The 19072-nt window shown below is 45.4% G+C and carries 16 protein-coding genes and 1 tRNA gene; 13 read left to right on the top strand and 4 right to left on the bottom strand.

Translation table 11 applies throughout. From position 1 onward, the window contains the following. Window positions 1-11: 11 nt before the first annotated feature. From E5S67_RS04330 to E5S67_RS04305, 6 genes are all read left to right on the top strand, one after another. The gene (locus tag E5S67_RS04330) at window positions 12-1247 is read left to right on the top strand and encodes an amino acid ABC transporter permease (protein ID WP_172185835.1); all 1236 of its coding nucleotides are present in this window, start codon (window positions 12-14) and stop codon (window positions 1245-1247) included. A 50-nt stretch (window positions 1248-1297) separates the two neighbouring features. Beyond that, the gene (locus E5S67_RS04325; RefSeq protein WP_172185834.1) at window positions 1298-2050 is read left to right on the top strand and encodes an amino acid ABC transporter ATP-binding protein; all 753 of its coding nucleotides are present in this window, start codon (window positions 1298-1300) and stop codon (window positions 2048-2050) included. 115 nt (window positions 2051-2165) lie between these two features. Beyond that, window positions 2166-4193, top strand: a complete 2028-nt coding sequence (gene uvrC, locus E5S67_RS04320) for an excinuclease ABC subunit UvrC (protein WP_172185833.1) — start codon at window positions 2166-2168, stop codon at window positions 4191-4193. A 143-nt stretch (window positions 4194-4336) separates the two neighbouring features. After that, a tRNA-Gly gene (locus E5S67_RS04315) sits at window positions 4337-4407 on the top strand. A 332-nt stretch (window positions 4408-4739) separates the two neighbouring features. Beyond that, complete coding sequence (locus E5S67_RS04310) at window positions 4740-5456, top strand: actin-binding WH2 domain-containing protein (protein ID WP_172185832.1); 717 nt, start codon at window positions 4740-4742, stop codon at window positions 5454-5456. Window positions 5457-5485: 29 nt separating this feature from the next. Further along, a complete protein-coding gene (locus E5S67_RS04305) occupies window positions 5486-6196 on the top strand; it encodes a hypothetical protein (RefSeq protein WP_172185831.1) in 711 nt (236 codons plus the stop codon). A 191-nt stretch (window positions 6197-6387) separates the two neighbouring features. Here E5S67_RS04305 and mutS read toward each other — a convergent pair whose 3' ends face one another. Further along, complete coding sequence (mutS, locus tag E5S67_RS04300) at window positions 6388-9015, bottom strand: DNA mismatch repair protein MutS (protein ID WP_172185830.1); 2628 nt, start codon at window positions 9013-9015, stop codon at window positions 6388-6390. A 746-nt stretch (window positions 9016-9761) separates the two neighbouring features. Between mutS and E5S67_RS04295 the strand changes: the two genes are divergently transcribed. The 4 genes from E5S67_RS04295 (at window position 9762) to E5S67_RS04280 (ending at window position 13296) form a co-directional block, all read left to right on the top strand. Continuing rightward, a complete protein-coding gene (locus E5S67_RS04295; protein WP_172185829.1) occupies window positions 9762-10928 on the top strand; it encodes a zinc-dependent alcohol dehydrogenase in 1167 nt (388 codons plus the stop codon). Between the two features lie 27 nt (window positions 10929-10955). Then, window positions 10956-11165: an acetyltransferase gene (locus E5S67_RS04290; protein WP_172185828.1), complete on the top strand. Its 210-nt coding sequence runs from the start codon at window positions 10956-10958 to the stop codon at window positions 11163-11165. Window positions 11166-11536: 371 nt separating this feature from the next. After that, window positions 11537-12391: a manganese catalase gene (locus E5S67_RS04285; RefSeq protein ID WP_172185827.1), complete on the top strand. Its 855-nt coding sequence runs from the start codon at window positions 11537-11539 to the stop codon at window positions 12389-12391. A gap of 227 nt (window positions 12392-12618) precedes the next feature. Beyond that, window positions 12619-13296: an HAD family hydrolase gene (locus E5S67_RS04280; RefSeq protein WP_172185826.1), complete on the top strand. Its 678-nt coding sequence runs from the start codon at window positions 12619-12621 to the stop codon at window positions 13294-13296. 40 nt (window positions 13297-13336) lie between these two features. On the opposite strand, the gene E5S67_RS04275 is transcribed toward E5S67_RS04280, so the two are convergent. Beyond that, window positions 13337-14491 (bottom strand): AAA family ATPase, encoded by a 1155-nt coding sequence (locus E5S67_RS04275; RefSeq protein ID WP_172185825.1) that lies wholly within the window; start codon window positions 14489-14491, stop codon window positions 13337-13339. 15 nt (window positions 14492-14506) lie between these two features. Next, a complete protein-coding gene (locus E5S67_RS04270; protein ID WP_172185824.1) occupies window positions 14507-15298 on the bottom strand; it encodes an RNA ligase family protein in 792 nt (263 codons plus the stop codon). A gap of 135 nt (window positions 15299-15433) precedes the next feature. On the opposite strand from E5S67_RS04270, the gene E5S67_RS04265 reads away from it, so the two are divergent. From E5S67_RS04265 to hpxZ, 3 genes are all read left to right on the top strand, one after another. After that, window positions 15434-16303, top strand: coding sequence for a prohibitin family protein (locus E5S67_RS04265; protein WP_172185823.1), 870 nt, complete (start codon window positions 15434-15436; stop codon window positions 16301-16303). Between the two features lie 236 nt (window positions 16304-16539). After that, window positions 16540-16959: a peptidylprolyl isomerase gene (locus tag E5S67_RS04260; protein WP_172185822.1), complete on the top strand. Its 420-nt coding sequence runs from the start codon at window positions 16540-16542 to the stop codon at window positions 16957-16959. Window positions 16960-17191: 232 nt separating this feature from the next. Next, window positions 17192-17578 carry an oxalurate catabolism protein HpxZ gene (gene hpxZ / locus E5S67_RS04255; protein ID WP_172185821.1) on the top strand — a complete coding sequence of 129 codons (387 nt, stop codon included), beginning with the start codon at window positions 17192-17194 and terminating at the stop codon, window positions 17576-17578. A 279-nt stretch (window positions 17579-17857) separates the two neighbouring features. On the opposite strand, the gene E5S67_RS04250 is transcribed toward hpxZ, so the two are convergent. Then, window positions 17858-18982, bottom strand: coding sequence for a THUMP domain-containing class I SAM-dependent RNA methyltransferase (locus tag E5S67_RS04250; RefSeq protein ID WP_172185820.1), 1125 nt, complete (start codon window positions 18980-18982; stop codon window positions 17858-17860). Window positions 18983-19072 lie beyond the last annotated feature (90 nt).

Below are 19072 nucleotides of genomic sequence, written 5' to 3'. Positions count from 1 at the left end.
ACTAAAAACTGATGGAAACAATACCTGTATTACCGCCCCCAGCCACCGAATCGCCTACCCCTTGGAATTGGGCGCGCAAAAATTTATTTAGTACCTGGTACAACAGCATTCTGACAGTACTTTGCCTAATTATCGCCTTCCAAGCGATTAAAGGAATTATCGTTTGGGCAACAACAAAAGCTCAATGGCACGTGTTAGAAGCCAACTTGCCGCTATTTTTCGCCGGCAGATTTCCCCGCGACTCCTACTGGAGGCTGTGGATAGTAACGGGGATAATTGCCTTGTTGGGAGGATTAACTTGGGGAAACATTCAGCGGCAAGAACGTCTTTGGAATCCGCCTTTACTAATTATACTCGGTGCTGCGGTTGTGGGTGCGGTCATTTCGCCGATCGACCTAACCTCTCGCCTCTACCTCTTAGGAATTATTATCGCAGCCGCCGCCAGCTATGTCATCGGCAGGCAAATTAACCGTAACCCCCCCTCGCCCCCCCTTAGCAAGGGGGGGTTGGGGGGGGTTAGCTGGATGCCTGCAATGTGGGCTCTTTCCTTCCCCATAATTTTGTGGCTAATTAAAGGCGGGTTGGGTTTGACCGAAGTGTCAACAAATGATTGGGGCGGTTTAGTATTGACGCTGTTTTTAGCAGTTATTAGTATTGTGCTTTCCTTTCCTTTGGGAGTATTGCTAGCACTCGGCAGACAAAGTTCTTTGCCAGTTGTAAGACTGTTATCAACATTATACATTGAAATTATTCGCGGTTTACCATTAATTGGCATTTTGTTTTTAGGTCAAGTGATGCTGCAACTCTTCTTGCCGCCCGAATATCCGAAATTGGATAGAGTGATTAGAGCCATTGCTGGATTAACGTTATTTAGTGCGGCATACTTGGCGGAAAACGTGCGCGGTGGCTTGCAGGCCGTGCCCCGAGGACAAATAGAAGCAGCTAGGTCGATCGGGCTAAATACACCCCTACTCACAATTCTCATTGTACTGCCTCAAGCACTGCGAATAGTCATTCCGGCGATCGGCGGTCAATTCATCGGATTATTCATGGATACATCCCTGCTATCTCTATTCGGAATGTTAGAATTAATCGGAATATCCCGCGCAGTTTTAGCAAATCCATCCTATATCGGTAGATACGCCGAAGTTTACATATTCGTCGGGATAATTTATTGGATATTTTGCTACTCAATGTCCCTAGCAAGCCGCAAAATAGAGCGAACTTTAGGCGTAGGTCAAAGGTAAAAAAAATCTGCGTTCATCCGCGTTCATCAGCGGTTTAAAAACAAAAAAATATGGAAACTGAACCCACAATCCTAGAACAAGTAATCGTAGCAGAAAACGTCCACAAATGGTACGGACAATTTCACGTACTGCGCGGCGTCAGCATGACCGTCAACCGTGGCGAAGTCGTGGTCGTTATGGGGCCATCTGGTTCGGGAAAATCGACGTTTATTCGCACATTCAACGCATTAGAAGAATACCAACAAGGTAAAATTACGATCGACGGAATCGAACTTTCCCACGACTTGCGCAACATTGAGACAATTCGCCGCGAAGTAGGAATGGTGTTTCAGCAATTTAACCTGTTTCCCCACTTATCTGTGTTGCAAAATGTCATGCTAGCGCCAGTATGGGTGCGCCGCTGGCCCAAGAAAAAAGCCGAAGAAGTGGCGATGCAACTGTTAGAAAGAGTGGGAATTTTGGAACAAGCACAAAAATATCCCGGACAGTTGTCTGGGGGACAGCAGCAGCGGGTCGCTATTGCACGTTCTCTAGCCATGCAGCCTAAAATCATGCTGTTTGATGAACCGACATCAGCATTAGACCCGGAGATGGTGCGGGAAGTTTTAGATGTAATGCGAAATTTGGCTCAAACAGGAATTACAATGGTGGTGGTGACTCACGAAGTGGGGTTTGCGCGCGAAGTTGCCGATCGCATTGTATTGATGGATGGCGGCGTTTTAGTTGAAGAAGCGAAGCCGGAACAGTTTTTTCAGCACCCGAAGGAAGAACGCACGCGCAAGTTTTTATCTCAGATATTGTAACTGATTTTCAAGTTTAGTCGGTGGGTTTGCGACGGTAGCCGCCGTAAAAGTCCGCACAATTAAGGTAAAATAAAAGAGTGTACAATAACTCTCTATTTTGCTGAGATAGCTTGCAATGCCATCCACAAAAACTCTGCCGTTAGTTAAAGACTCGGAACGCCTAGAAAGTCGCCTCAAAGAAATTCCGGCGGTTCCTGGTGTATATTTAATGCGCGATGAGAGCGATCGCATCCTTTACATCGGCAAATCCAAAAAACTCCGAAACCGCGTCCGTTCCTACTTCCGCGAAAGCCAAAATCTCAGTCCCCGCATTGCGATGATGGTACAGCAAGTGCGAGAAATTGAATTCATCGCCACCGACACAGAAGCGGAAGCTTTGGCCTTAGAAGCAAATCTGGTAAAACAGCACCAACCTTACTTTAATGTCCTCCTCAAAGATGATAAGAAATATCCTTATTTGTGCATAACTTGGTCGGAAGAATACCCGCGCATTTTTATCACCCGCAAACGCCGCGCAGGAAGTGCAAAAGACCGCTATTACGGCCCTTACGTCGATACAGGGGCGCTGAGGAGTACGCTCCATTTAATTAAGCGAATTTTCCCCCTGCGGCAGCGCCCTCAACCGCTGTTTAAAGACCGTCCCTGTTTGAACTACGACATCGGGCGCTGCGTTGGCGTTTGTCAAGGTTTAACTTCGCCTGAAGAATATCGAAAAATCATCCAAAAAGTAGCGATGATTTTCCAGGGAAGGACTCAGGAATTGCTTGATATCCTGGAGCCGCAAATGCAACAAGCTGCCGAAGATTTAAACTTTGAAACTGCGGCGCGCCTTCGCGATCAAATTAAGGGTTTGGAGTCTTTGAGTGCGGGTCAAAAAGTGTCTTTGCCCGACGATACGGTTTCCAGAGATGCGATCGCACTGGCGGCCGATAGTCAGCACGCTTGCGTTCAATTGTTCCAAATTCGCGCCGGTCAATTGGTCGGAAGATTGGGATTTATGGCGGAAATACCCCCCCAACCCAGAGCGGGAACGGAGGCACCGCCCCTACAATCGGGGGAGCAAGAGTTATCTCAACTTTCTCTTTCCTCCCCACCTTGGCAAGGGGGGGTAGAGGCCGGAGCGATTTTGCAGCGCGTGTTGGAAGAACACTATCAAAATGTCGAATCTGTAGAAATTCCCAGCGAAATTTCAGTGCAGTACGAATTGCCAGAAGCGGAAATATTAGCAGATTGGTTGAGCAATCGTAAGGGGCGAAAAGTTATCATTTTGACGCCGCAGCGGCAAACTAAGGCAGAATTGATTGAGATGGTGGAACGCAATGCTGAGTATGAATTGGCGAGAATGCAAAGATTGAGCGATCGCAATTCTCAAGCAATGGAAGATTTAGCAGAAATTCTCGATTTGCCAGAAGTTCCTCGGCGCATTGAAGGTTACGATATTTCTCACATTCAAGGTTCTGACGCCGTAGCTTCCCGCGTCGTATTTATTGACGGTTTGCCGGCTAATCAACACTACCGCCATTACAAAATTAAAAATCCTGAAATTAAATCAGGGCATTCTGATGATTTTGCTAGTTTAGCAGAAGTTATCGGTCGCCGATTCCGGGGATTGAAGGAAGAAGAAAGAGGGAAGATGGAAGATGGGTTTAGCGATTTAGAAGAACCGAAAGAACTCAGCAATTTATCCTCAGATTCTCCTACTATTTCCGACAAACCCGACTTAATTATGATAGATGGTGGCAAAGGTCAACTGTCAGCAGTTGTGGCTGTTTTGCGGGAAATGAATTTGCTAGAAGAGTTGCGCGTTGTCAGTTTGGCCAAGCAGCGAGAGGAGATATTTTTGCCGGGGGAATCTTTGCCGCTGCCAACTAATTCTGAGCAACCGGGCGTACAATTATTGCGCCGGGTGCGGGATGAGGCGCACAGATTTGCTGTGAGTTTTCACCGGGATCGAAGAAGCGAGAGAATGAAGCGATCGCGCCTTGATGAAATTCCCGGATTGGGACACCACCGACAAAAACAATTGTTAGCACATTTCCGGTCGATCGACTACCTGCGTTTAGCGACTCCCGAACAGTTGGCAGAAGTTTCTGGGATTGGCCCGCGTCTGGCGCAGCAAATTTACGATTATTTCCACCCGTAAAGTCTTACGCAGCATCGGAGAGAGGGATTGTAGGCGCGATCGGGCCGCAAGTACCGATTCAGCCACTGTGAGGGAGCTATTCAAAAATTTTGCACAGGCCTATTGCAATCCCCAGAGACTTGTGGTATGTTTAGTTTCTATGTGCGGGCATAGTTTAGTGGTAAAACTTTAGCCTTCCAAGCTAACTATGCGGGTTCGATTCCCGCTGCCCGCTTGCGCCTACAAAAACCTCAAACCAACGATAAGTCAACGGTTTGAGGTTTTTTATTGCCCAGAATAGGGGTGAGTCGGGGCTCCAAGTGACTATCAAATGACTCTCAAATAACTACGAAATGACTATCAAATGACCTTTTTGGATACAATTTGGAGACAATGTGACTAGAATTTGACTAGAAATATCCAGCCCATAGTCAATAGCGGTAAGGTGCGCGGCAGAAGATCACCCAACCTAATTAGCTTCTGTGTAAGTCCTGTATCTGCAAGAATAATTGGTTAACATAGAGTTCCCTGATTTGACAAGCTTGCCGAGCGCACTCAGCTTGAGTTATGACTGATTCGGAGTCGCATCAGTCACAAGGAGATCCCGTGAAATATTTTTCAGTAGTAATGTATTTGCTGCGGGAACGGCAACAGTTTCTCGAAGAAATTCGCCAAGGTGTCAAGCTCAAATCTAAAATTTTCGGTTTGTTGATTTCTAGTACCGTATTTTTTGCCATTTACGGAGCGATATTAGGTGCCTCTAGTACGTGGATGCAATGTCTGGTTTCAGCAATTAAGTTGCCAGCACTTTACTTGCTGACGCTGATTATCTGCTTTCCCACACTGTACTTTTTTAATGTCATGTTTGGTTCCAAACGAACTTTTGAACAGTATTTGACATTGTTGATGACAGCGATGGCGATGATTAGCGTTTTGCTGTTTGGATTTGCACCTGTTAGTTTGTTTTTTCTCATAAGCAGTACCAATTACAATTTTTATCTGGTGCTGAATGTTGCTATCATGGCAATCACAGGATTTTTGGGAGTAAGTTTCATTTATCAAGGAATGCACTTTCTTTCAGAACAAGATGCGGAAGGCAAAGACATCAGGCTAAATATTTTGCGCTTCTGGTTGGGACTTTATGCGTTTGTTGGCAGTCAGTTGGGATGGACGCTGAGACCGTTTTTTGGCGCACCTGGACAAGCTTTTCAACTGTTCCGAAACCGAGAAAGCAATTTTTATCTGAGTCTGTGGGATTCAATTAGGTCGATTGGAGGGTTTTAATTAATGTCAAGTTAAGGAGATTTGAAATAGTGATACAAGCGGATTTGGATGAGTTGACAATTCCGGAAAGAGAGTTAGAGGATTTGAGCGGAATAGCTTTGAGCGACGGTTTTGCAGCCGACTTTTACCGATCTGCGGCACTGCTGAACGGGAAAAAGCTGTTCTCTCTTTTGTTGAATGAGTTGCTGATATTTTGCGTGACATTAGTTGTTTCACTGCCTGTGGCTTTACTGGCTAATCAACATAATGTTGGTTCATTTAGCGATGCTGAGATATTTGTCCGGGTTTTACAAATAACTTTGGGTTTGTCGCTGGCGATTACTGTTGCTTGGAATATCTATAAATGGGTTAAAGCAAAGCCTCTGGCAACGCTGGCGGGTCTGCTGGATGAAGTTGAGAAGTATCATGAGGTAATTCAGGCTTTAGATATTATCGATCGCCTAACGGCGGCTGGCAATTTACAAGCCAATTTAATTAACCGAGCAGATGCAATTGAGGCATTAAAAATTACTAGAGAAAGTTTAGTCTGTGCTTTAAAAACAGAAAGGATTCTCAGGGAAAATCAGCAATTTATCGGTCGCCGTTACGAGTTATTTGCTAATATTGAAAGTAATTTGGCCGCTTTGATGGCGGTGGATGTGAGCGATCGGGCGACTGAATACGGTCGGTTGTTGAATGAGGCTTTGGAAATAGGGATGAGCGTGCACAAAGAGGTAAGAAAGTTGCAAAATGGGCGTTAGAGTTGCTGGAGAGTTCCTGGTTTGTAGTAAAAGTAGTAACTGAGATATTGCACCATGCTCCAGAACAGGCACGATGCCTGTTCCACAAAAGTTAAATTTTCTTGTGGGGTGGGCAGGATGCCCGCCCCTGAAAGGCTTATTGAAAATGGTGCAATATAGAAGTTACTACAATTTTTTTTTCACCGGAAATTTCAATCCTCAAAAATATCCAACTGTTCGCCCTCAGACTCTTTTTTACCATCTTTTTTAACACCCTTTCGCAGCCCGATCGCAATTTTGCTATGTTTCTCAATCTGCTTCATTACCTGTCTCGCCCTGTCAATCACCGACGGCGGTAAACCAGCTAATCTGCCCGCTTCAATTCCGTAAGATTTGTCAGCACCTCCCGGCTGAACTTGGTGCAAAAATACGATTTGATCCGGCAATTCTTTCACGGTCACCTGATAATTTGCGACATTATCCAAAATAGAAGCTAACTCATTCAATTCGTGATAGTGAGTAGCAAAAATTGTCCGCGCCCGAATCTCAGTTGCTAAATATTCCGCCACAGACCAAGCAATCGACAGTCCGTCAAACGTCGCCGTTCCCCTGCCAATTTCATCTAACAACACCAATGATTGCGGCGTGGCGTGATTGAGAATATTTGCAGTTTCGTTCATTTCCACCATAAACGTAGATTGACCGGTTGCCAAATCATCTACTGCGCCGACGCGGGTAAAAATACGATCGCAAATTCCCAAACTCGCAGCTTTCGCCGGCACAAAACTGCCCATCTGCGCCATTAACTGGATCAAACCCACCTGCCGCAAATAACAACTCTTGCCACTAGCATTCGGGCCGGTTAAAATAATTAAATCTGGGCGGTTTAACGATTCTTCCCGACCCAAAAAAGCAGAATTAGGTACAAAAAATCCCGGCGGCAAAGACTTTTCCACCACAGGATGACAACCTTCAATAATTTTAATTTCCCGACTTTCTGTCATAGTCGGGCGGCAGTAATTTTGGTAAACTGCTACTTCTGACAAACCGCACAAAACATCTGCCGCCGCCACGGCGCGGGAAACATTGCGAATAATTTCGGCGTGTTCTCCTACCTCCGATCGCACTTTAGCAAAAATATCGTATTCCAATTGATTTAAATCTTCCCGCGCTGTCAGAATTCGCACTTCCCTTTCTTTTAATTCTTCAGTGCTGTAACGTTCTTCATTGGTGAGAGTTTGCTTGCGGGTGTAGTCGTTCGGCACTTGGTCTACTTTCGATTTAGTAATGCTGATGTAATAGCCGAAAGCTTTATTGTAGCCTACTTTTAAATTAGAAATTCCGGTGCGTTTTCTCTCAGTTGCTTCTAAATTTGCAATCCATTCTTGGTCTGCTGATGCAGTGTGGCGCATTTCATCTAGCATGGGATTGATTCCGGCTCGAATCAAACCTCCTTCTTTTAAATGAATCGGCGGTTCATCAACTAAATGAGCGTGAATTTTACTTGCTAATTCTTCGAGAATTGGCGGTACATTTTGCAGCGCTTTCAAATATGGCGATCGCCCTTGAGCTGCGATCGAGGCTAATGCCGGCAGTTTTCCCAGAGAATCAGCTAAAGCGACCAAATCCCGCGCGCTAGCTGTTCCAGAACCGGCGCGGCCTGTCAGTCTTTCGATGTCATAAATTTGGCGCAGCAACTGCTGCAAATCTTGGCGCAGGGCGTTATTTTCTACTAATTCTTGAATCGTGTCGTGTCGGGCGCCAATGCCTTTAATGTTGAGCAAAGGTTGCAGCACCCAGCGGCGCAAAGCGCGGCCTCCCATTGCGGTGCTGGTTTTGTCTATCGCCCACAGCAGCGAACCGTGAAAAACCCCATCTCTGACTGTTTGAGTAATTTCGAGATTGCGGCGGGTTTGGTAGTCCAGTACGAGAAAATCGGTGAGAGTGTAAGTGTGCAATCTTTGCAAAGAAACTGCTTTTTCCTTTTGAGTTTCTTCGAGATATTGCAGCAAACCGCCGGCGGCGCGCACTGCGAGGGAAAGGTGTCCGCATCCCATACCTTCGAGCGATCGCACTTTGAACTTTTGCAGGATTCTCTGTTTTGCTTCGGACAAACTAAACGGAACTTGCGATCGCAAAGAATAGCAAAACGAATTCGGCAAACAATCGGGCAAATGCTCTGATTTCTCTCCGGGCCTTAACATAGTCACCAAATCCGGCGCATTAGTCGGTACCAAGACTTCCGAAGGTTGCAAGCGCAGCAATTCTAAGGTTAATTGTTCTAAACTGTCTGCTTGGGTAGTGACGAATTCTCCCGTAGAAATATCTGTATAAGCCAGTCCCCAGTGTTCCCCAGCGATGACCACTGCGGCTAAAAAATTATTTTGTCTGGGTTTGAGCATTCCGTCATCAGTCAAAGTTCCGGGAGTGAGAATGCGGGTAATTTCGCGCTTGACTTGGCGGCCTTCTTTAGCAGCAATCGACGCATCTTCAACTTGGTCGCAAACTACTACAGCATAGCCTTTTTCTACTAACATTGAAGTGTAGCGGTCGAGGGCGTGGTGCGGCACTCCTGTCATCGGCACTCTGCCAATTTCCTTGCCGCTTTCTTTGCTAGTACAAACAAGTTCTAATTCCTGCGAAATCGTAACTGCATCTTGGAAAAAACACTCAAAGAAATCTCCGACTCGAAACAATAAAAGTGCGTGGGGATACTGTTCTTTCACTTCCACATACCGCTGCATCATCGGCGTTAGCTTGGTGAATTCTAATAGGCGGTGGTCGGCATTGCGGATGTTGGGTTGATTGGGGTCTGTTGGGGTAGATGCAGTGTAAGGCATAAAAGGCGATCGATAAATTTTAATCTTTAACAACTTTAGCGCAAGCTCGGCTTTTAGCTATAACTAATATACAATATTTGACGATTAATCCTTCTTAAGCAGGGTGCGTGATTCTCAATATTGGGGCATGGTGTTGAGCTATACAAAAGTCACGCACCCTACTTAATAATCGATAAACCCGCTTTTACTTGAGAAGTTTTCGGTCGTTATTTATCTTAAGTGAGCTTAAATCTCCGCTTTAGTGAGATTAAGTGAGAAAATTTTATTTATTGTGAGAGGAGAGCGATCGCCGATCGACAAAAACAATCTCAGCTATGTAGTTGTTAGCTGTTATAGCAGATGTTGAAGGAAGAAAGAACAAGGAAAAAGGAAAAAGGAAAAAGGCTTTAGTTATCTAGAAGAGAAGGAAGAAGGCTTTACTTATCTAGGAGAGAAGGAAGAAGCAATCTTCGGCAACGGTTTCAGCAATTAAGAATGTTCTAACCGTCGGGCGCGGTTGCTATAACTGTTGGGGCTTAACAGAAGAATGTGAAATCTGCCGCACTTTACTTGGAGGATAAACTTTACATTTTTGTTATTGAAAACAGCCGGAAGATAGATTTATAAATTATACCTACGATAGAGATAAAATTTATTTTATCGGGTTAAAGTAAAACTCATCCAAGTAAGTAATTTATCAGCGTAGTAAATTTAAGATTTACAATCAAAAATCTACTAGCTAGTAGTTAACTAGAGGAAAAAAAATAATGAAAGCTCTTTGCTGGCACGGAGCAAATGATGTGCGAGTTGATAATGTACCAGACCCAACAATTATCAATCCGCGCGATGCAATAGTTAAAATCACGTCTACAGCAATCTGCGGCTCAGATTTGCACCTCTACGATGGCTTCATCCCGACAATGCAATCGGGCGACATCATGGGGCACGAATTCATGGGGGAAGTAGTCGAACTCGGCAGCCAAGTTAAGAACTTAAAAAAGGGCGATCGCGTCGTCATTCCTTTTACTATTTCTTGTGGCAGTTGCTTCTTTTGCAACCGCGATTTGTGGTCGCTGTGCGACAACTCCAACCCTAATGCTGGGCTGGCTGAAAAAATGTTCGGTCATTCGCCGGCGGGACTGTTTGGCTACTCGCATTTAACGGGCGGCTATGCAGGAGGCCAAGCAGAATACGCGCGGGTTCCGTTTGCAGATGTCGGCCCTTTAAAAATTCCCGACGGACTTTCTGACGAACAAGTATTGTTCCTCACCGATATCTTTCCTACCGGTTACATGGCGGCCGAAAACTGCGACATTCAGCCGGGGGATACTGTAGCAGTTTGGGGATGCGGGCCGGTCGGACAATTTGCGATCAGAAGCGCGTTTATGCTGGGGGCCGATCGAGTAATTGCGATCGACCGCGTACCGGAACGCTTGCAAATGGCGGCCGCGGCCAAAGCTGAAATCATCAATTACGAAGAAATGGACGCCGGGGAAGCCGTCACCGAAATGACGGGGGGACGCGGGCCCGACTCTTGCATCGACGCGGTGGGAATGGAAGCCCACGGCACCGGTCTCGACGCTTTGTACGACAAAGCCAAGCAAGCCGTGCGGTTGGAGAGCGATCGACCTACGGCCCTGCGACAAGTGATCCTTGCGTGTCGCAAGGGTGGTACAGTGTCAATTCCCGGCGTTTACGGCGGCTTCGTTGACAAAGTGCCCCTAGGTGCAGCTTTCAACAAAGGTTTGACCATGAAAATGAGACAGACGCACGTTCACCGCTATTTGCGGCCTTTGCTCGAGCGCGTTCAAAAAGGCGAAATTGACCCGTCATTCGTAATTACGCACCGAATGAAATTGGATGAAGCGCCCCACGCTTACGAGATTTTCAAACAGAAAAAAGACAACTGCATCAAAGTTGTCCTCAAACCCTAACTCGCATTTAGCCTTCAAGGAAAAACTATGCTTTTACAAGAAAAAGAATCAGGCGACTTGATTGAAATCCTCGATGTAGATGCTTTAATCAGCCCTACAAAAAATGAAGTGCCGGGAAAAAATCAAGCTGGTGAAGAAGAGCAAGAGAAAGCAAATTTTCCAAAAAGTAAATTAGTGTTTCCTTCCGGTGAAGCTCTGCCGCGCTGTTGGACTGAGGAAAATTATAAAACTAGCTGATTCAAGACATTCCCCCTAGTCCCCCTCGTTAAGGGCGGGACAGGAAGTTAGGGGGAGGGACACGGCACATAGGTGTGAGCTAAACCCGAAAAACCGCTCTCCTACAGGGACTCAAACCCCTGCACGAGGGTGGTTTTGACGTGTTTTTTGACACTCGGAAGAAACAGCGCTGTGTTTGTTTAAAGAGAATGTACGATCGACTAAATTTAATAGAGTCTTTAGTTCGCGGGCGCGAGAAACCGCATTAAACTAAAGTGATAAAGATAACCGGGTTTGATTGAATTTCTTTATGACTAAAAGCTGATTTCCTCCCTCACGGGCAGCGTTACAAATAAGGGAAGTTAATCAAACAACCCTGGGAGGAATTCCCCATGTTTTACCATAAGAAGCCACTACAGTATTACAAAAGACCAGAAAAGCCAGATGCCGTTTACGCCAAGAAAATACAAGAACTAATTGGCGGTACATTTGGCGAAATGACCGTGATGATGCAGTACCTATTTCAAGGTTGGAACTGCCGAGGCCCTGCGAAATATCGCGATATGCTGCTTGATGTCGGTACAGAAGAAATCGGGCATATCGAGATGCTAGCAACTATGATTGCTCACTTGTTAGATAAAGCTCCTGTATCTATGCAAGAAGACGGTTTCAAGGATGCTGTGGTGGGTGCTGTGATGGGTGGAAACAGCCCGCGAGATGCGATAGCCAGCAGCATGAATCCGCAGCACGCAATTGTATCGGGTTTGGGCGCACTTCCTAGCGACAGCGTAGGGTATCCCTGGAACGGCCGTTATATCGTTGCTAGCGGCAATCTTTTAGCAGATTTTCGCTCGAATTTGCACGCCGAATCGCAAGGAAGATTGCAGGCTGTGCGGATGTATGAAATGTCAGACGATGCGGGCGTTAAAGACACCCTGAGTTTTATGATTGCTCGCGACACGATGCACCAAAATTTGTGGCTGGCGGCGATCGAAGATTTAGAAAGTTCGGGAATGGAAACAACACCCGTTCCGAGTTCCTTCCCGCAGGAGTTGGAAAAGTCACAATTTGCTTATCAGTTTTGGAATCATTCTGAAGGTTCCGAAAGTAGCCAGGGACGCTGGGCGAAAGGCAAATCAATGGACGGCAAAGGCGAGTTTGAATATGTCGCCAATCCCCAACCGTTAGGACCAGAAATAGTACCGCCGCAGCCCGAACCCAAATTGCACGGCACCAGCATGAAATAGCCAACCAAAAAGTTAGTAGTGGAGTGGTCTGTCCCGATTGAGTAATTAAGTAATTAAGGACTAAAGTGCTTACTCCTAACCTAATAAGAACTAAAGTTCTTACTACCAACCTTTGGTTTGTAGTAAGAACTTTAATGGCAGATTTACTAATTAATTAGTTAAGGACTTTAGTCTTTACTACAAACCAGCTTTTGACAATAATTCTAATAACTAACAACAAATAAGTTATGCAATTGCAAGCAGTAATTCTCGATATTGACGGTACTCTGGTGCTCAGCAATGACGCCCACGCTCAAGCTTGGGTAGAGGCATTTGCGGCTTACGGCTACGAGGTGCCGTTCGAGAAAGTTCGCCCGCTAATTGGCATGGGAGGCGACAAAGTTATACCCAAAATGGTATCAGGACTTTCCGACGAAGCAGGCGACGGGAAAAAGATTGCACAGCGACGCAAAGAACTGATTATTAACCGCGCTTCCGAACTTTCTCCAACCCCCGGTTCGCGGGAATTGCTGTTAAAAATGCAGCAAGAAGGATTGCGGCTAATTATTGCTACTTCATCTACCACCGAAGAACTTTCCGGTTTGCTGAAAGCTGCACAAGTTGACGATTTATTAGATCGAGCCACGACATCTAGCGATGCGGAAGCTTCTAAACCGGAACCAGATATTGTGGAAGCTGCTTTGAGCAAATTGCAGAGGGAAGCGAGTCAGACTGTGATGTTAGCTGATACTCCTTACGATATCGAAGCTGCGGACAAGTGCGGGGTGCCAGTAATTGCTTTTCGGTGCGGAGGTTTCGATGATGCTTCGCTGGCCAATGCTGCGGAAATTTACGATCACCCTGCTGATTTGTTGGCGCATTATGACGATTCTATTTTAGGGAAAAAGGAGCTGGTAGCGCGTTGAAGTAATATAGCTAACTGCGGGGCATCGCCCCTAAAGTAGCCTAATCGGCTACGATACACTCGACTTGATGCGCTTCTGTGATATCTGGAATATCCAGGCGCGCAGCTAATTTGCGAATGACTGCTTCCGGTACTATTGCTGTGCGCGATCGATTCCGCTGCAACATTTCTTCTAGAGGTACTTCCAGATAAACAATGCGAATTCGCGCTTGGTAAGCAGCAAAAAAATCAATTAATTGCTGCCGCATTTGTTTAGTGGTATTCGTGGCGTTCCACACAAAAGAACGCCCCTGATTCATGTATTCGCGCGCTTTTTGTTTGGCGGCTGTGACCACATTTCCCGGAGTTTCGTCGGGAGGGACATTCATCTCTTTCCGCAGTGCATCCAGCGAGATTACTGGCAAATCTGCGAGATTTTTCCTAATCCAATAATCTTTACCGCTTCCTGGCAAGCCAGACATCAAAATTACTTCGCATTTAGTGTCGTCAAATGCTTCGTAATCCGGGTTTCCGTTCTCTTTGCGGAAGTAGATAAATCGGCTGTGTGCTGATGGGAATTGTCGGGGAGAATCCAAACAATTATTTTCTTGACAAAACTCCCGAAATAGTTGTATTTTATCGAGCAATTCTTGTTTGTCGGCGCAGTGGCGGCCGCGCACGTCTGCTTCTGCTAAAAGTGCGAGGAAATCGCAGCGGACAACTTGACTGACTTTAATTACTGACTGCTGCGGGTTGGGTTTGTCGATCAACCAGATGGGTAAACTGCCGAATTTGACGATCGCCACAACTGTTTCGCGAATGTCAAACTGCACAGGCGGCTCGAATTGAGATAAAATTTGTCTGACCATTCTCGCACCTTGGCGGGCGTGACCTTTTGAGCTAATTCTGCCATTTTCTTCAGTCTTTGTAAAGGCAGGTTTTGCGACATCGTGCAGCAAAGCGGCGGCAAAAAGCATCGATCGTTCTTTTTCGGGAAGCTGCCGCCAATTTGGAGAAGAGATTAAGGCTTCGCAGACCATTTTGGTGTGAATAAAAACATCTCCTTCGGCGTGGTAAATCGGGTCTTGCTGACATCCTTTGAGGCTGTCAATCCAGTCGAAATGCGTTTGAATACCGTCCCAATCCAGGAACCAATCGGGCGGTTCGGGACAAAAGGGAAAAGTCCAAGGCGGCGAGGGCGATAACAGTGTATTCATAAATTCACCTGCTGGTTAACTAAAATTAAATAAATCTGCGCCGGGACGCAGAATATTGGGTATAATTGGGCGATTTAGCCAATGTCCTTCGGCATTTTTAATAGCAGTCAAAAAACTGGCACGCACGTATTTGTAACGCGCCTTTACTATGCCATCTTCTTCGACTTTAATGTACAGACCCTCCATGCGATCGCTCTTGTCAGTCTCTTTCAAACACCGTTCTTCATCTAATCCCAATTCCCGACAGTACAAACGCAAGCTTTCCAAATGTCCGGGTTGAATAAAATTAGATTTTTCCATAAACTGCATCATTTGCTTGGGAGATTTCAACACTCCCGAAAACAGCACGGGGACGGACACTAACGGCAGTCCGCTTAACAAATTGCGGCGGGATTCTGTACTCAAAAATTGATTGGTCTCTAAGTCGAGCACATCGTATTCCATGAAATAGTGCGGCAAAAAATCATAAAAGACAGTGTGTTTGGCATAAAGCCATTCACCGTAAAGAATATAGCGATTTCCCAGGACTTCTCCCAGGGTTCCGCTGAGACTGAAAGCCCACTGTTTGAATAAGTTAAAATGTTTTTCCCTGGGCCCGCCGGTGAGATAGTGGCCGCGACTTTGCAGCAGCATTTGTCCGTCTGGTGCAAAGCTGATGCCTGTATTAGCGCCGTCTACCTTTTCTTCAATCACTGTAGGGCGATCGGTCAGGGCGCTAAATGGCACGCTATTGAGGTCTTCATCGCCTGGTTGGAAACGCGAACCTTCGATGTGATAAGTTCTAGGATATTTAACAATTTTGAGCATCAGCCCATCCATTTTAGATTTAAGATTTCAGAGGCAACCCCATCCATTTTAGATTGTAATTTTAGATTTAAGACTTTAGATGCGACCCAATCTATTTAACCATTATAATGGAATGAGCACAAAGGAGCGTGTAAGTTGAAAAATCAAAGTTTTCAGAGCATATCATCAGCACTCGCTGGGATTCTATTAGTAGGCGCGCTACTCATCGGTTTAAACTGTTTTGTCGTCATCAATCCAGGCGAAGCAGGGGTAGTCAGCGTTTTAGGAAAAGCCAGAGATGGAGCATTGTTAGAGGGGTTTCACCTCAGACCCCCGCTGATATCTAAGGTAGATGTGTACGATGTAACAGTGCAAAAATTTGAAGTTCCCGCCCAGAGTGCTACTAAAGACCTTCAGGATTTAAATGCTAGTTTTGCGATCAATTTTCGCCTTGATGCTGACAGAATAGTTGAAATCAGAAGAACTCAAGGAACTTTGGAAAATATAGTCTCAAAAATTATTGCTCCTCAGACTCAAGAAGCATTTAAAACAGCGGCTGCACTCAGAACCGCCGAACAATCTATTACTCAAAGAAGTGAACTGAAGAGAGACTTTGATACTGCGCTGAAGGACAGGCTATCAAAATATGATGTAATCGTACTCGATACGAGCGTTGTTAACATTCGATTCTCCACAGATTTTGCGAAAGCGGTTGAGGAGAAACAGGTTGCTGAACAGCGGGCGCAAAGGGCTGTTTATGTGGCTCAGGAAGCAGAGCAACAGGCTCAAGCTGACATTAACCGCGCTCAAGGTAGGGCGGAAGCTCAAAGGCTGTTGGCTGAAACTTTGAAGGCTCAGGGCGGCAATTTAGTTCTGCAAAAAGAGGCGATCGAAGCTTGGAGAAGCGGCGGCGCTCAGATGCCCAAAGTGTTAGTGATGGGCAGCGGTTCGAGTCGGGTTCCTTTCATTTTTAATATGAGCGATATTCAGGAAGAACCCGATCGCCCGCCAGTGACCAACAATTAAAATATGACTGAGGGTAACAAACTCGGTGTCTCCGAAAATATTAGCTTTGCTAAGCAGAAATCTCGCAATAAACCGAGTTTCCTCAGAAAACACACGTAAGTCCTATGAGAGTTGCCGGAATATGCTACACTTCTGAAAGCCACAATGTAACGACAGTTTGAAACCTGTCGCTATAAAAGCGAAGTCCGCAATTAACACGCAGGCAACACACTCATTTTAGGAAGCAAGGAAAAATCATGACCCGCGCTATTATGGAAACCGACAAAGGCACAATCAATTTGGAATTGTTCGATGCGGATGCGCCTAACACAGTGAAGAATTTTGTTGACTTGGCGGAAAAAGGTTTTTACGATGGATTGGCTTTTCACCGAGTCATTCCTAACTTTATGATTCAAGGTGGCTGTCCAAAAGGGAATGGAACGGGCGGCCCCGGCTACAAAATCAAGTGCGAAATCAACTCCAACAAACATTTGGCAGGAACTTTATCGATGGCTCACGCAGGTAAAGATACGGGTGGTAGCCAATTCTTTATTTGCCATTCTCCCCAGTCTCATTTAGATGGAGTTCACACAACTTTTGGCAAAACTGAGGATATGTCTGTCGTCAATGCTATCCGCCAAGGTGACAAGATTCTTTCGCTGAAAATTGAGCATTAATTTCCTCTAATTAGTTGCGTTTGTAGTAAGGACTTTAAGTCCTTATTGCAAACAAAACCTGTGAAATTTAAGAGTTTTAAAATCTACAATTTATGACCAATAATTTCTTGATGGTACAAGCCCCCGGATTTATCCGTGGAATCAATCCAAAATCCAAAATCCTTCCATCCTCAAGCCCCCGGATTTATCGGTGGTGTCAATCTAAAATCTAAAATCTAAAATCTAAAATCGAATGACTGTTATCAATGATTCTGCTGTGGTGACTGAGTTAACTAAACTATATTTAAAATACGAAAAAGCTCTTTGTACGAACGATATTGAAACTCTCGATAATTTGTTCTGGGATGCGGCGGAAGTCGTGCGGTTTGGGGTCACGGAGAACCTGTACGGGAGCCATGAGGTGAGGGCTTTTCGCCAAGGGCGATCGCCTGTAAATGTCGATCGAGAAATGTTCAAACTCAAAGTCGTGACATTCGATGCAGACACGGCGGCTGTGACGGTGGAATTCCGGCGTGTAATGGATGGAGTGGTGCGGCTGGGGCGGCAGAGTCAGATGTGGCGCAAGTTTCCTCAAGGGTGGAAGATTGTTTCCGCTCACGTTTCTTTGTTGCCGGTGTAGATGTTATGTCATTTCCGTTGAATTGCCCGTAATGAAATTCTGTCGATCGGGCTGGGCGGGTTTATAGATATTATGGATGTGAACTACAGATTGTTAGTGAAACCCAGCCCTACAAGTATTGTGATTAATTTACCTGACAGGATATTAAAAGTAAGAAAACAATATAATCAAATGAAAAAAGAGTATTTTAATTTGATTATTGTTGAACCATTTAATTCAGCATATATTCTTTTTTTTCTTTACTATTAGTACCTCTGATTTTTTCCCTGCTCCCATCCCCTAATACAGTTCATATTTGAGCAAAGTACACGGAATCGATCCATTAAAAACCGGAATTCGCCGCGATGTCCTGAGTCCCACCTTTTTACCCAACTCCTTATTCCCAGTCAAAATAAACGCATTCCAACCTTTAAAACGATTCTTGAAAATATCCCCTAACATCTTGTACAAATCTCCCAATTCGCTAGCATCTCCCAGGCGCTCTCCGTAGGGAGGATTGCAAATCAGAACGCCTCTGTCTGCGGGTGCTTCCAACTGGGATAGCTCGGTTTGAGCAAACTGAATCTTACCGGAAATACCAGCTTGCTGCGCGTTCGTGCGAGCTTGGGTTAACATATCGAAATCGCGATCGCACCCAGCAACCACTTGCTGAAGTTCCGGTAACTCACTATTTTCAGCTTCGGCCCACAATTTATCCCACAAAGGTTCGTCAAAATCCCGCCAAGTCATAAATCCAAACTTTTCTCGAAACAATCCCGGTGCAATATTCAACGCCTTTAAAGTCGCTTCCAAAGGCAAAGTTCCAGAACCGCACATCGGGTCTAAAAACGGCAAATCTGGCGTCCATTCTGCCATCTCCAACAAAGCCGCAGCTAGGGTTTCTTTGAGGGGAGCAAGCCCCATCGCCGGTCGATATCCCCGGCGGTGCAAACTGCCACCAGAACTGTCTAAACTTAAAATAGCTCTATCTTGATGAATGTGAATGTTAATTAGCAAATCGGGATGCTCTACATCAACATTAGAACGCTTGTTAAATTGAAGGCGCTGTTGGTCGGCGATCGCATTTTTGACCTGCAAAGCTGTAAAGTGAGTGTGGTTCAAATTTTCGTTGCCACCGGTGCAGTTTACTGCTAAAGTATTGTCGGGATCTAAGTATTCGTCCCAAGGGATTTTCTGCACTTCGCGGTAGAGCATATCCGAGTTGTAACACCGGAATTCGGCGATCGGCATTAGCACTCGAAAAATTGTTCTCGACCAAAGATTGACGCGGTACAATAAAGCTCGATCGCCCGCAAAGTAAACCCCTGTAAAATCTGGCTTGACATCCTGAGCCCCTAAACGTTCTAATTCTTGGGCGGCAATAGTTTCTAAACCGCGCGCAACTGTAGCAAAATATTGATTCATTTGTTAATGGTTAATGGTAATGGTTAATTGTTAATTGTTAATTGTTAGTGGTTACTACTGACAACTGATAACTGACCGATCACCATAGTA

Source organism: Microcoleus asticus IPMA8 (assembly GCF_013179805.1).
Lineage (GTDB): Bacteria > Cyanobacteriota > Cyanobacteriia > Cyanobacteriales > Microcoleaceae > Microcoleus > Microcoleus asticus.
This window is presented reverse-complemented; position numbering and strand designations above follow the sequence as displayed.